The organism is Streptococcus sp. OMI750 (genome assembly GCF_047463895.1).
In the GTDB taxonomy this organism is placed as follows: Bacteria; Bacillota; Bacilli; order Lactobacillales; family Streptococcaceae; genus Streptococcus.
Genome location: NZ_JASHCZ010000001.1, coordinates 160,458 through 173,556 on the forward strand (window position 1 = coordinate 160,458; position 13,099 = coordinate 173,556).

The 13,099-nt window shown below is 42.7% G+C and carries 11 protein-coding genes; 8 read left to right on the top strand and 3 right to left on the bottom strand.

Annotated features, from left to right (window positions below; all coding sequences use genetic code 11):
* Positions 1-198: 198 nt before the first annotated feature.
* Complete coding sequence (locus QM830_RS00935) at positions 199-1,770, top strand: DEAD/DEAH box helicase (protein ID WP_414325178.1); 1,572 nt, start codon at positions 199-201, stop codon at positions 1,768-1,770.
* Between the two features lie 353 nt (positions 1,771-2,123).
* Positions 2,124-3,017 carry an aldose 1-epimerase family protein gene (locus QM830_RS00940; protein WP_414325180.1) on the top strand — a complete coding sequence of 298 codons (894 nt, stop codon included), beginning with the start codon at positions 2,124-2,126 and terminating at the stop codon, positions 3,015-3,017.
* Positions 3,018-3,033: 16 nt separating this feature from the next.
* On the opposite strand, the gene QM830_RS00945 is transcribed toward QM830_RS00940, so the two are convergent.
* The 3 genes from QM830_RS00945 to QM830_RS00955 form a co-directional block, all read right to left on the bottom strand.
* Positions 3,034-3,297 (bottom strand): GIY-YIG nuclease family protein, encoded by a 264-nt coding sequence (locus QM830_RS00945; protein ID WP_009732515.1) that lies wholly within the window; start codon positions 3,295-3,297, stop codon positions 3,034-3,036.
* The gene (locus QM830_RS00950; protein WP_414325182.1) at positions 3,287-4,033 is read right to left on the bottom strand and encodes a tRNA1(Val) (adenine(37)-N6)-methyltransferase; all 747 of its coding nucleotides are present in this window, start codon (positions 4,031-4,033) and stop codon (positions 3,287-3,289) included. The genes QM830_RS00945 and QM830_RS00950 overlap by 11 nt, the downstream gene beginning before the upstream one ends.
* A 233-nt stretch (positions 4,034-4,266) precedes the next feature.
* A complete protein-coding gene (locus tag QM830_RS00955; RefSeq protein WP_414325184.1) occupies positions 4,267-6,606 on the bottom strand; it encodes a cation-translocating P-type ATPase in 2,340 nt (779 codons plus the stop codon).
* 175 nt (positions 6,607-6,781) lie between these two features.
* Between QM830_RS00955 and QM830_RS00960 the strand changes: the two genes are divergently transcribed.
* The 6 genes from QM830_RS00960 to sodA all read left to right on the top strand — a co-directional run bounded on the left by QM830_RS00960 (position 6,782) and on the right by sodA (position 12,919).
* The gene (locus QM830_RS00960) at positions 6,782-7,528 is read left to right on the top strand and encodes a lysophospholipid acyltransferase family protein (protein WP_009732518.1); all 747 of its coding nucleotides are present in this window, start codon (positions 6,782-6,784) and stop codon (positions 7,526-7,528) included.
* 65 nt (positions 7,529-7,593) lie between these two features.
* Positions 7,594-8,262: a helix-hairpin-helix domain-containing protein gene (locus QM830_RS00965; protein WP_414325185.1), complete on the top strand. Its 669-nt coding sequence runs from the start codon at positions 7,594-7,596 to the stop codon at positions 8,260-8,262.
* The gene (locus QM830_RS00970; RefSeq protein ID WP_414325186.1) at positions 8,243-10,489 is read left to right on the top strand and encodes a DNA internalization-related competence protein ComEC/Rec2; all 2,247 of its coding nucleotides are present in this window, start codon (positions 8,243-8,245) and stop codon (positions 10,487-10,489) included. Before QM830_RS00965 ends, QM830_RS00970 begins: the two co-directional genes overlap by 20 nt.
* 75 nt (positions 10,490-10,564) lie before the next feature.
* Complete coding sequence (locus QM830_RS00975; RefSeq protein ID WP_414325187.1) at positions 10,565-11,167, top strand: DUF805 domain-containing protein; 603 nt, start codon at positions 10,565-10,567, stop codon at positions 11,165-11,167.
* A gap of 23 nt (positions 11,168-11,190) precedes the next feature.
* Complete coding sequence (gene holA, locus QM830_RS00980; protein WP_414325188.1) at positions 11,191-12,225, top strand: DNA polymerase III subunit delta; 1,035 nt, start codon at positions 11,191-11,193, stop codon at positions 12,223-12,225.
* Positions 12,226-12,313: 88 nt separating this feature from the next.
* Entirely contained in the window at positions 12,314-12,919 is a 606-nt protein-coding gene (gene sodA / locus QM830_RS00985; protein ID WP_009732523.1) for a superoxide dismutase SodA, read from the top strand.
* Positions 12,920-13,099 lie beyond the last annotated feature (180 nt).

Consider the following 13,099-nt stretch of genomic DNA (forward strand, 5'->3'; position numbering starts at 1 on the left):
GACTTTAATCAACCAAATCCGCTAGTGCGAAAACATTTTTCGCCGAAGGGAATTCCATAAAAAACGATTGGGTTTTCCTTTAGATGAGTCTTGCGACAGGTAACCGGGAAGGAGACTTCCTATGCAATCAGTGCGTTTTCGCATTGAAAAGAAGTGTGATAAAGTGGCTTCGCACCACTTTTTAGAAAGAAGAAAGAATTGAAATTCAATGAATTTAACTTATCTGCTGAATTATTAGCAGAAATTGAAAAAGCTGGCTTTGTAGAAGCGAGCCCGATCCAGGAACAAACCATTCCGTTGGCTCTTGAAGGAAAAGATGTCATCGGTCAAGCGCAAACAGGGACTGGTAAAACAGCCGCTTTCGGTCTTCCAACTTTGGAGAAGATCGATGTCGATAACACAGTAATCCAAGCCCTTGTTATTGCTCCGACGCGTGAGTTGGCGGTTCAAAGTCAGGAAGAACTCTTCCGCTTTGGACGCAGCAAGGGTGTCAAAGTCCGCTCTGTCTATGGTGGATCAAGCATTGAAAAGCAAATCAAAGCCTTGAAGTCAGGCGCTCATATCGTTGTGGGAACACCTGGCCGTTTGCTAGATTTGATCAAGCGCAAGGCCTTGAAACTCGATCATATTGAAACCTTGATCTTGGATGAAGCAGATGAAATGCTCAACATGGGCTTTTTGGAAGATATCGAAGCTATCATTAGCCGTGTTCCAGAAACACGTCAAACCTTGCTCTTTTCAGCAACGATGCCAGAAGCCATCAAACGCATTGGTGTTCAGTTTATGAAAGAATCCGAACACGTTAAGATCGCAGCCAAAGAATTGACCACCGACTTGGTCGATCAATACTATATCCGTGTCAAAGAGGGCGAAAAGTTTGATACCATGACCCGCTTGATGGATGTCGAGCAACCGGAGCTTGCCATTGTCTTTGGTCGGACTAAACGTCGGGTCGATGAATTGACGCGTGGCTTGAAGATCCGTGGTTTCCGAGCAGAAGGGATTCACGGAGATTTGGATCAAAACAAACGTCTCCGTGTCCTTCGTGACTTTAAAAATGGGAACTTGGACGTCTTGGTGGCAACGGACGTTGCGGCACGTGGGTTGGACATTTCAGGTGTGACCCATGTCTACAACTACGATATTCCACAAGATCCAGAAAGCTATGTTCACCGGATCGGACGGACAGGTCGTGCTGGGAAAACAGGGCAATCCATTACCTTTGTTTCGCCAAATGAAATGGGCTATTTGCAAATCATTGAGAACTTGACCAAAAAGCGGATGAAGGGAATGAAACCTGCAACAGCAGCAGAAGCCTTCCAAGCGAAAAAACAAGTAGCGCTGAAGAAAATTGAGCGAGACTTTGAGGATGAAACCATCCGGACTAACTTTGAGAAGTTTGGTAAAGATGCTCGCAAATTGGCTGCAGAATTCACTCCTGAAGAATTGGCTATGTATATCTTGAGCTTGACCGTTCAAGATCCAGATAGTCTTCCAGAAGTTGAGATTGCGCGTGAAAAACCATTGCCATTTAAACCATCCGGTGGTGGCTTTGGTGGGAAAGGCAAAGGCGGCCGTGGAAATGGCCGTCGTGGAGACCAACGCCGTGATCGAAATCGCAGAGATGACCGTGAAGGTGGACGCCGTGATTTCAAACGCAAGTCCAATAAAAACAGCCGGGACTTTGAGGGCAAAGGTAATAAACGTCCTCATCGCACTTCCAATGAAAAGAAAAATGGCTTTGTCATCCGCAATAAAGGGGATAAATAAATTCTAAAGACGGTCTAGCAATAGGCCGTCTTTTTATTGAAAACCAAAAATACAAGGGTTAACTAGCTGTTAACCCTTGTATATTTATAAGGAGACCTAAATGATAACTGACTCTTTTAGAAAAAATGTATCATGATAAGGAGCATCCTAAAAAAGTCAGAAAACAGAAAGAACGGATTCCTAAAACGGAATGTTTCTGTTAACATATTAAGTCTACAATTATTTCTGTGCTTTGTCAAGGTTTTTTTCTTATTTTTTTAAAAATTTTTAACTAAAAAGATAAAAATTGACAATCTTTGCTAAAAGGTTATAATGAATATAATTACTATAACAACTATAAAGAGGTGTCATCCATGGTGATTGCATTAAAAAATAATGATCTAGAAGTGCACTTTAAGACCTTTGGAGGAGAATTGAGTTCTATCCGAAGCAAGGAAGGTATTGAATATCTCTGGCAAGGGGATCCAGAGTATTGGTCAGGACAAGCACCCGTTCTGTTTCCGATTTGTGGAAGTGTCCGTAATGGCCAAGTACAGTATCATCTAAAAGATGGAGTGAAGATAGGTCAGCTTCCAAGACACGGTCTCATTCGCAAGAGAGAGTTTGAACTCAAAGCACAAACAGATAATCGTCTTGTCTTTGAAATCACCTCAAATGACGAGAGCTTGCAAAATTACCCCTACCATTTTCGAGTGGAAATCGCTTATGAATTGAAAGGGAAAGAGATCACCATCACCTATCGCGTGCAAAATCTAGAGTTAGATCAAGTCATGCCTTATTTCATTGGAGGGCATCCAGCCTTTCATTGCCCCCTTTTAGCAGATGAAGTCTATGAAGACTACGAGTTGATTTTTGAAAAAGAAGAAACTTGTAGCGTCCCTCTCTTGTTTACAGAAACCGGTTTGGTCGATCGCCTGCAGCGGACGCCATTTTTAGATCATATATCTAGCTTACAGTTGAAACACGATCTTTTCGAGAAAGACGCCATTATTTTAGATCAGTTAGCCTCTAAATCTGTGAAGCTGATCTCGACAAAATCAGGTAATGGTTTGAAATTTGACTTTGCAGATTTTGAAAATCTGGTCCTTTGGTCTACTAATAACAAGGGCCCCTTCATTGCCTTAGAGCCTTGGACAGGTATTTCCACATCTGCAGAAGAGGGCGACTTTTTTGAAGATAAAAAAGGTGTGATCCAGTTGGCCCCTCAAGAGACACGGAGTCACCAATACCGTATCACCATTTTGTAAATGAAAAACCGTTGGACTATGGAGTCCGACGGTTCTTTTTGATATAGTTGAGCTTTGCTTGGCGAGATTTCTTCTTAAAGAGAGCCTCGGCAGACATAGCAGAAGGCTTATCTGGATAGGATTCTTGGTAAAGAAGTGTAACGGGGAGACGAGCCCGTGTGTATTTGGCGCCTTTTCCAGCATTGTGGGTCTTCAGGCGTTTTTCGATATCCGTGGTATAGCCAGTGTAGAGGGAGCCATCTGCACACTCTAGAACATACATGTAGGCCTTAGTTTCCATAGTAGATCTCATGAATCTCGTCTGTATAGCTGCCGTCTTCATTGTGAATAAAGAGGGGAGGCAGAATTTTTAAACCGTCCAGTGAGCCATCCTTGATCGCCTCAATCAATACCATATTCGCCTCTTTGGTCACTTTTGGATAGACAAACTGGATCCGCTTAGGTGCAAGATTGTAACGCTTCATGGTTTCGATGATATCTAAAAAGCGATCTGGACGATGGACCATCGCTAAGCGACCATTTGATTTGATAACCCGCTGGGCCACATGGCAAATCTCATCTAAATTGGTGGTAATTTCATGCCGGGCTAAGAGGTAGTGTTCACTCTCATTGAGATTGGAATGCTCATCAACCTTGAAATAAGGGGGATTGCAAAGGATAATATCCACCTTACTCCCCTTGATATGTTGGGGGAGATGCTTGAGGTCATCAGTGATCATGGACATTTGCTGGTCCAAGCCATTGAGTGTAATTGAACGGGTAGCCATATCTGCTAAACGTTCCTGAATTTCGACACCAATGATCTGAGCCTCTGTTCGGGTACTTGCAAATAGTCCCACAGCTCCATTTCCAGCGCAGAGATCAACAATCAAACCTCGCTTAGGTAATTTTGGAAAGCTCGAGAGCAGGACGCTATCCACGGAGTAACTAAAAACTTCTCGATTTTGTATGATTTTCACATCACTTGAAAAAAGTTGATTGACGCGCTCGCCGTCTTTTAATTCGATATCTGTCATGGCTCTATTATAGCATGAAAAGAGTCTTGGGAAAAGGTGGGCAGAACAGAAAAAGAGAGTGGGACAGAAATCGTTAATTCGTTAGAATTCGATTTCGTCGTCCCACCTCCGCACAGTTGAGTAGGGCTGTAAAAGCTGATGAAATCAGCGTAGTAGAGCCCACTCAACCACTGTGTCTTGCTCGACAATCCAAAGACAATTGAGAGGCTAGGACTTTTGTCCCAGCCTCTTTTTTAGTCAAATTCATATTTTTGTAGAATCGTGCTGAGGATAAAGACTCCTGTAAAGACAGCCATCAAGGCCAGATATACTGGGAAAGTAGTGGCTGTAAGGAGTGAAATCTCGATCAAGTTTTTCAATACGACCGCAGATGCATAAAATCCTACAACAGAAAAGAGAATGAGAAGGGCGCGCCAGATATTTAGTGGTAGGCAGGCCCGGATAACGGATAGGAAACCGATGGATCCAAGTAAGTAATAGGATACAGTAGACATATCGGCTGCAGACCAACCATGGCTTGCTCCCCAAAGGCGAATGAACAAGACGCTAAAGACGACCATCAAGGCGCTTGGTAAGGCTAACAGAAGAGAACGTCTTAAGAAGTGTTTTTCGACCGGTTTGATATTGCGTTCAAAAGTCAACACAAATGGTGGAAATCCTTCGACGAATTGGTCAATCAAGGTGATTTGAATAGGGATGAATGGAAAAATCAGCAAATAATTGACGTTGAAGAAAAGGGCACTAGCGATACAGATAATAGCCAAGAGGAAGGAATAGATCGTTTTGATGAAGAAAATCGGAGCGATTCGTCCAATGTTATTGACCACACGACGACCTTCGAATAGAATTTCTGGAACATCATTAAAGTCAGAGTTCAAAAGAACAATATTTGCAATTTGACGGGTTGCAGGATCTCCTTCAGCCATTACGATGGAGCAGTCAGCTTCACGAAGAGCGAGGATATCATTGACCCCGTCTCCAGTCATAGCTGTCGTCCGACCAGCCGCTTTCAAGGTTTGAATGAGCAGTTTCTTTTGGTGAGGGGATACGCGTCCAAAGATAGCGGTTTCCTCTGCTTGATCGACTAATCGATCATCCGAGATAGTAGAACAATCGATGTAGTTTTCGTAGTTTTTGAAGCCCGCTTGTTGAGCAATATAAGAGACTGTTACAGGGTTGTCACCAGAGATGATCTTAAGATCCACGCCTTCAGAGCGCAAATACTCAAGAGTATCAGAAGCCCCTTCACGAATGGGGTCCGTAATCTCAATAACGGCAATCCCTTCAAGATTTTCAGGTAGTTTCAATTCCTGCATGCTGATCCGTTCTGAACTGTGGGCTAAGACGAGAACGCGCGATCCACGGCCTTGTGCTTCAAGGACAGCTGCTGGATTTTCTTGAAGGAGCATTTCAGGAGCACCGAGAAAGACGGTGCCAAGGTTGGAGAGGTACATGGCTCCCCATTTCCGATCGCTTGAGAAAGGTATGATGTTTTCTGCAGTATAAGCATGCTCCAACTCCCCATAAGCCTTACGAATGGCTTGAGCAGTAGGATTGGTATCCTCACTATATTGCATATAGGCAGAAAGGATGACCTTGATCGTTTCCTCAGAAAAATGATCGGATAAGCTATGGAGAGCTTCAACTGTCATCTTCCCTTGAGTGATGGTACCTGTCTTATCTAGACACAAAGTATCCACACGTGCGAGAGTTTCCACGGAATACATTTCTTGAACAAGTACCTTGCGCATGCCGAGCTTAATAACCGCCGTCAAAAGAGACGTAACCGTCAGTAGGGCAATTCCTTTTGGCAACATTCCCAAGAGAGCTGTGGAAGAATTCACGACAGAATCCTTGATCGGTAGCATCTTGATCAACAGTGCTTCAAAGAAAAGGGCAAGACCAAATGGGATGATAATTTTCCCAGTGAAGCTAGAAATTTTCGCTAAGTTATAGAGAATGCGTGAATTGATGGGCTTCAAGGTTTTAGCTTCCATCATTAGCTTGTTGGCATAGTTGTTTGCTCCAACGCGCTTAATCCGCGCATACACCTGACCACTGGCGATATAACTTCCAGACAGGAGCTCATCTCCGACTTCTTTTAAGACAAGATCACTCTCACCTGTTAGCATGGCTTCATTGGCTTCAGCAATTCCAGACATGACTTCTGCATCACTTGGAATCTGCTCACCCGAAGACAGGAGCATTAGATCACCCAGAACAAGTTTTTCTGGTGGAATCGCATCTTTTTCCCCGTCTCGAATAACAGTCACTAGCTCACGACTCATGAGATTGAGCTTATCAATCATCCGCTTGGCGCGCATTTCAGTCATAATACCTGTAATGGCATTGAAGCAAATGACCGCGAAAAAGATCATATTGCTCCAGGCCTGTACAGCAGCCAAGGCTACCGCAATCACAAAGTTTAAGGTATTAAACAAGGTGAAGACGTTGCGCTTGATAATTTGCCAGGTACTGGTACTAGTATTCGTTGTAAAATCATTGGTTTGTCCACGATCCATTTTCTTGCGGACTTCACTGAGGGATAACCCCTTTAATTCATTCGTTTCCATAGACAATATGATATCATTTTTTTGAGAAAAAGACTATATAGAATCGGCCCGCTGAGACATTTTTTATACAGAAAAAGTTTGCGGTCAAAAAAAGGTTACGGTATAATGAAAAAGAAGGTTCAATATGATTTGCTATCATGTTGAGAGACTTATGAAATGGATTTGAGGAACAACTATGTTTTACACCTACTTACGGGGCCTTGTTGCCTTTATTCTTTGGGTTTTAAATGGCAATGCCCATTACCATCATACGGACAATATTCCAGATCAAGAAGAAAATTACATCTTGGTGTCCCCACATAGGACATGGTGGGACCCAGTCTATATGGCCTTTGCGACCAAGCCAAAGCAATTTATCTTTATGGCAAAAAAAGAACTCTTCACCAATCGTATTTTTGGCTGGTGGATTCGTATGTGTGGGGCATTTCCGATCGACCGTGAAAATCCGGGAGCCGAAGCCATTAAGTATCCCATCAATATGTTGAAGAAGAGCAACCGATCCTTGATTATGTTTCCAAGTGGAAGCCGGCATTCGCAAGATGTCAAGGGCGGTGTTGCCATTATTGCCAAAATGGCCAAGGTCCGTATCATGCCTGTGACGTATACTGGGCCAAGAGACTTGAAAGGGTTGGCAACAGGTGAGCGAATTGATATGAACTTTGGACACCCGATTGATATTTCGGATATCAAAAAGATGAATGACGAAGGCGTGGCAGAAGTTGCTCACCGGATCCAAGAGGAGTTTGATCGCTTGGATGCGGAAGCACAAGCGATCAATACCCCAACGAAACCGTTTATCTTGATTCGTTTGTTAAAAATCCTTTTGCTTCCTGCCGTTTTAGTCGTTGGCATCTTGACCTTGTTCTTTAGTTACCTAGCAAGCTTTGTATGGGATCCGGACAAACATCGGAAAAATAAATAAAAAACTGAGAAATTTCTCAGTTTTTTTTTATTTTTACGAATATTAAAAGTGAGAGGAGGCTTCTTATGGAAGATATGATTGAAAAAATCAAAGAATATAAGCTATTTTTTGCGATTGCAGCGATTGGACTCTTACTGGGAGGGTATTTTCTTTTTCATCGTCCCAACTTAAGTGCATCGACCGTACCGGATCTTTACCCGGCTTCCACTTCAACTGCGAGTTCGGAAAAAGTGCCAGCTTCTAGTTCAAAAGAAGAAAAGCCGGCTCCTTCTGTGTCTGATACACCCGAGATCATTACGGTCGATGTCAAAGGAGCCGTCAAACAACCAGGTGTCTATGAGTTGCGTTCCAATAGCAGAGTCCACGATGCCATTCATAAGGCGGGCGGGATGACAGCAGATGCCAATAGCCAATCGGTCAACTTGGCGCAAAAACTCTCCGATGAAGCCGTGATCTATGTTGCTAAAGAAGGAGAGGATGTTCCAGCACTTGGGAGTTCAGAAAGTCCTGCAACTTCGTCAGCGCCAGCAGAAAAAACGGGCAAGGTCCATTTAAATCGAGCGACCGAAGCAGAGCTCCAGACGGTCTCTGGAATTGGACAAAAACGTGCCCAGGACATTATTGCCTATCGGGAAGCAAATGGCCCTTTCCGATCGGTAGAGGATCTCAAAAATGTTTCAGGGATTGGTGAAAAAACACTGGAGAAACTTAAAGATGCTTTTACGGTGGATTAAAGACCCTCCTTTTTCACTTGCCCACCTCGCTTTTTTACTTCTTTGGTTGTATTTTAGTGTGTATCAACCATCTTGGCTTTCTATCGGTGGTCTAGTGGTGGTGGTAGTTTTAGTTCTTCATCACTATAAAGAGGATCGCTCAAGTTTGCTAGGTCTTGGTTTAGCAACCCTTTGTTTTTTTGCCTTCTTTGTCTTTCAGAGAGTACAGGATCGTTCAATACAAGTGGAAAGGCAAGCCCCAGCCCACTTACGTCTGATCCCAGATACTATCAAGATCAATGGGGATGCCCTATCTTTTCGCGCTAAAAATCAGGGAAAGACCTACCAAGTCTTTTACACCTTGAAATCAGAAAAAGAAAAGAAGCAATGGCAAGGACAAACTCAGGTGATAGAGCTGACTTATAAGGGGGGCATAGAAGAGCCAGAAGGACAGCGGAATTTTAGAGGATTTGACTATCAGGCTTATTTGAAAACACAGGGGATTTATTACCAAATGAAGATGGAGGCAATTCAATCTGCCATCCCAGTCAAGACTTGGAATCTTTTTGATTGGTTATCCCAGTGGAGGCGACAAGCTATTGTTTGGAGCAAAGAGCATTTTCCTCTTCCGATGAATCAGTATATGACTGGCCTTCTTTTCGGTTATTTGGATACGGATTTTGAAGAGATGGATCAGCTTTACTCGAGTTTAGGGATTATCCATTTGTTTGCCCTATCAGGAATGCAGGTTGGCTTTTTTATCAATGGCATTCGAAAAATGCTCTTACGTCTAGGAATCTTGCAAGAGACCGTCGATTTCCTGATGCTTCCGATTTCCTTGGTGTATGCCGGCTTAACAGGTTTTTCTATTTCAGTTGTTCGTAGTCTCGTGCAAAAGTTACTTTCTCAAAAGAGCATCCGAGGAATGGACAATCTGGCTGTGACCCTGATCCTCTTAATGATTTTCATGCCCAAGTTTCTTCTGACAGCTGGCGGCGTTTTAAGTTGCGCATACGCCTTTATTTTAACTTTGGTAGATTCCAGTTCCTCTTCAGGGATCAAAAAGGTGTTGGTAGAAAGTTTCTGGATTAGTTTAGGGATTTTACCACTTTTAACCTATTATTTTAGTGTTTTCCAACCTTGGTCAATCCTTTTAACCTTCCTTTTCTCTTTCCTTTTTGACCTTGTCTTGCTTCCTGGATTAACGCTCCTGTTTCTTTTGTCCATCCTGAAGCCTTTAACGATCTTTAACAATTTCTTTCTTCTCATTGAAGAGTGTATTCGCTGGATTGCAAAGATTACATCTTTACCTTTGGTATTTGGTCAGCCGTCAGGACTAGCTTTAGTTGTCCTCTTGCTTCTTTTGGGAATCTTCTACGATACTCGGAAACAAAAAGGCCTTCGTATTTTGTTGTGCGGTTTGATTCTGTTCCTCTTTTGTTGGACCAAACACCCTTTAGAAAATGAAATCACCGTGGTGGACATCGGCCAAGGGGACAGCATCTTTTTACGTGATTGGAGGGGAAGGACCATTTTGATTGATGTCGGAGGACGCGTTGACTTTAAAAATGGGGACAAGTGGCAGGAGCGAAGTTCGTCTGTTAATGCAGAAAAAACTCTGATTCCCTATCTCAAGAGTCGAGGTGTTGGAAAACTGGATGCTTTGGTTCTGACCCATACCGATCAGGATCATATGGGAGATATGGTAGAGGTCACTCGACAGATTCCTGCTAAAAGAGTCTATGTTAGCTCAGGAAGTCTCACCCAAGCTAAATTTCGGGAACAGTTGAAACAGCTTCATTGTCCGATTCAAGTAGTCAAGAGAGGGGAACGGCTTCCCATTTTTGACAGCAACCTAGAGGTCTTGGCCCCTGATGGTATTGGAGATGGTAAAAATGATGACTCGATTGTTCTTTATGGGCAGTTCTATCAGAAACGGTTTTTGTTTACAGGTGATCTAGAAGAAGCTGGGGAGAAAAAACTCTTAAGCCACTATCCGCAACTGCAAGTGGATGTCTTAAAAGTAGGTCACCATGGATCTAAAGGTTCCTCTAGTGACCTATTTTTAGATCAGGTACATCCTCAATTGGCCTTGATCTCCGTTGGAAAAAATAATCGCTACCGCCATCCTCATAAAGAATTGCTCGATCGTTTAGAAAAACGGTCCATTGCTTACCTTCGTACCGATGAAAGGGGAGCGATTCGCTTGATCGGATGGGACTATTGGAGGGTGGAAACGGTCCGCTAGAGACGAGGAGAGGTTTGCTTTCTATGCTGAAAATTGCTATGATAGAAGTTGAAATCAATTTAAAGGTAGAATCGTATGAACGCATTTAAGCAATTTTGGACACACTATGCAGATTTTTCAAGTAAGACCAGTCGGGCCCATTTTTGGCTAGCTTTTTTCTGGAATTTTCTCCTTTCTTTGCCCCTCTGGGTCTTTTACATCGTTATCTCCTTAAACCAACAAAATCCTAAGGAACCACTCAATTTTTCAGATCTTCATTCTGTACCAGTTTTATGGGCGATTACTTTGTTAGCCTTCTTTTATTTTCTCATTTTAGTACCCAGTCAAGCCATCTGTGTGCGTCGTTTGCGAGATGCAGGAATCCATTGGGCTTGGATCTTTTTAAACCTTGGGCCCGTCCTGCTCTATTTATTGACGGGATTGGATATTTTTCTATTTGTCTGGCTGATTGCAGTTGTTTCCCTATTGATTCTCATGATGCTTCCAGGGAAATCGACTTCCCTGCAATCAGAAGGAAATTCAATGGAAGGAACTGCCAGTCCAACTGTAACAGAGGCAGTGGATAGCTTCGTTGCTGACCCATTTGAGAGAATTCCTAGTTTTGTAGCAGCCCCAGACTTGTCTGATAATAAACCTCCATTGGAACAAAAAATGGCTACTGAACACCAAGTGCGCTAAGCTGATAAAGAGAAGAGAGTTTCATGCAAGCAATTACCGATATCAAAAATCTGACGGTTCAATCTCTACCTCCTATTCTTGTCTTAACAGGTGAGGATGTTGGTCAATTTGAATGGCTAAAAAAAGAAATTTCAAAAAATATAGGCTATGATACCTCAGACTTGAATTATTCTTATTTTGACATGAAGGAAGCCTCCTACGTTGATGTAGAGCTGGATTTGGTTAGTCTCCCTTTTTTTGCGGATGAAAAAATCGTGATCTTGGATCACTTGTTGGATCTGACGACTGCTAAAAAACGCTATTTAACCGATGAAGAACTAAAGCAATTTGAAAGTTATCTGGAAAGGCCTTCTGAGTCGACCCGATTGGTGATTTTTGCGGAAGGAAAGTTAGATAGTAAGCGACGACTAGTTAAACTCCTAAAACGGGATGCTCAAATCATTGAGGCAGCAACTCCTAAGGAACAAGACTTAAAGCGCTATTTTTCAAGTCAGGCCCAAGAAATGAGCTTGCAGTTTGTCGGCGATGCACTCGATCAATTACTCTTAAAATCAGGCTATGACTTTGGGGAATTACAGAAGAATCTCGCCTTTTTAAAGGCCTATAAAGAGGATGGGCAGATTCGTCTGGAAGATATTGAGGAGGCTGTCCCCAAGACCCTGCAAGATAATATTTTTGATCTGACCCAAATGATTCTTCAGCGTCGTATTGATCAAGCGCAGACCCTCGTCAAAGACCTCCGCTTGCAAGGAGAAGATGAAATAAAATTGATCGCTATTCTATTGAGCCAATTCCGGATGTTTAGCCAGGTAAAAATTTTTTCAGAAGAAGGCCAATCCGAAAGCCAAATTGTGACGAGCTTATCAGAGTTGTCAGGGCGCAAGATCAATCCTTACCAGGTGAAGTTTGCCTTGCGGGATAGCCGTAGGATTTCCCTGGCCTTCCTGAAGCAAGCTATGATGATCCTCATTGAGACTGATTATGCTATTAAAAATGGGTCTTATGATAAGGACTACTTATTCGATTTGGCACTTTTGAAAGTAGCCAATGCTGTCTAAAAACGTATAATAGAGTAAGCAGATTAGTTGAATAATTTAGCTGTTTGCGTTATTATCAAGTCAGTAATAAAGAAAAGAGGACCATAAAATGGCAATCATTTTACCAGAATTACCATATGCTTACGATGCATTGGAACCATATATCGATGAAGAAACCATGCATTTGCACCATGATAAACACCATCAAACATATGTGAACAACGTCAATGCGGCTCTTGAAAAACACCCTGAAATTGGAGAAGATTTGGAAGCTTTGTTGACAAATGTTGAATCCATCCCAGCTGATATCCGTCAAGCGGTGATCAACAATGGTGGTGGTCACTTGAACCACGCTCTATTCTGGGAATTGATGACTCCAGAACAAACAGCTCCTTCAGCAGAACTTGCTGCAGCGATTGATGCAGCCTTTGGTTCATTCGATGACTTTAAATCAGCTTTCACTGCAGCTGCAACGACACGCTTTGGTTCAGGCTGGGCATGGTTGGTTGTCAACAAAGAAGGGAAACTTGAAGTGACTTCAACTGCAAACCAAGATAACCCAATTTCAGAAGGCAAAAAACCAATCTTGGGCTTGGACGTTTGGGAACATGCATATTATGTAAAATACCGTAACGTACGTCCTGACTACATCAAAGCTTTCTTCTCAGTCATCAACTGGAACAAGGTAGATGAATTGTTTGCAGCAGCAAAATAATAGAACGATGGAATCTATAAGAGCGCGCAATGGCTCTTATAGATTTTTTTGTGATCTCATCCGAAAATTGAAGTATAATTTCTTGCGTTTGAACAGGAAAATGATACACTAGAGGGAGTGTGTTTTGCTTGTCTGAGGCTTGTTAGAAATAGGTGAGACAAGGCAAACAAAAGGAATAAG

Bases quoted from the DNA above. Each gene is read 5' to 3' on its own strand.
- QM830_RS00965 (WP_414325185.1), top strand. From the start codon at position 7,594: ATGGAAGATATGATTGAAAAAATCAAAGAATATAAGCTATTTTTTGCG.
- sodA (WP_009732523.1), top strand. From the start codon at position 12,314: ATGGCAATCATTTTACCAGAATTACCATATGCTTACGATGCATTGGAA.
- QM830_RS00975 (WP_414325187.1), top strand. From the start codon at position 10,565: ATGAACGCATTTAAGCAATTTTGGACACACTATGCAGATTTTTCAAGT.
- QM830_RS00945 (WP_009732515.1), bottom strand. From the start codon at position 3,297: ATGGAAACTAAGGCCTACATGTATGTTCTAGAGTGTGCAGATGGCTCC.
- QM830_RS00955 (WP_414325184.1), bottom strand. From the start codon at position 6,606: ATGGAAACGAATGAATTAAAGGGGTTATCCCTCAGTGAAGTCCGCAAG.
- QM830_RS00940 (WP_414325180.1), top strand. From the start codon at position 2,124: ATGGTGATTGCATTAAAAAATAATGATCTAGAAGTGCACTTTAAGACC.
- QM830_RS00960 (WP_009732518.1), top strand. From the start codon at position 6,782: ATGTTTTACACCTACTTACGGGGCCTTGTTGCCTTTATTCTTTGGGTT.
- QM830_RS00970 (WP_414325186.1), top strand. From the start codon at position 8,243: ATGCTTTTACGGTGGATTAAAGACCCTCCTTTTTCACTTGCCCACCTC.
- holA (WP_414325188.1), top strand. From the start codon at position 11,191: ATGCAAGCAATTACCGATATCAAAAATCTGACGGTTCAATCTCTACCT.
- QM830_RS00950 (WP_414325182.1), bottom strand. From the start codon at position 4,033: ATGACAGATATCGAATTAAAAGACGGCGAGCGCGTCAATCAACTTTTT.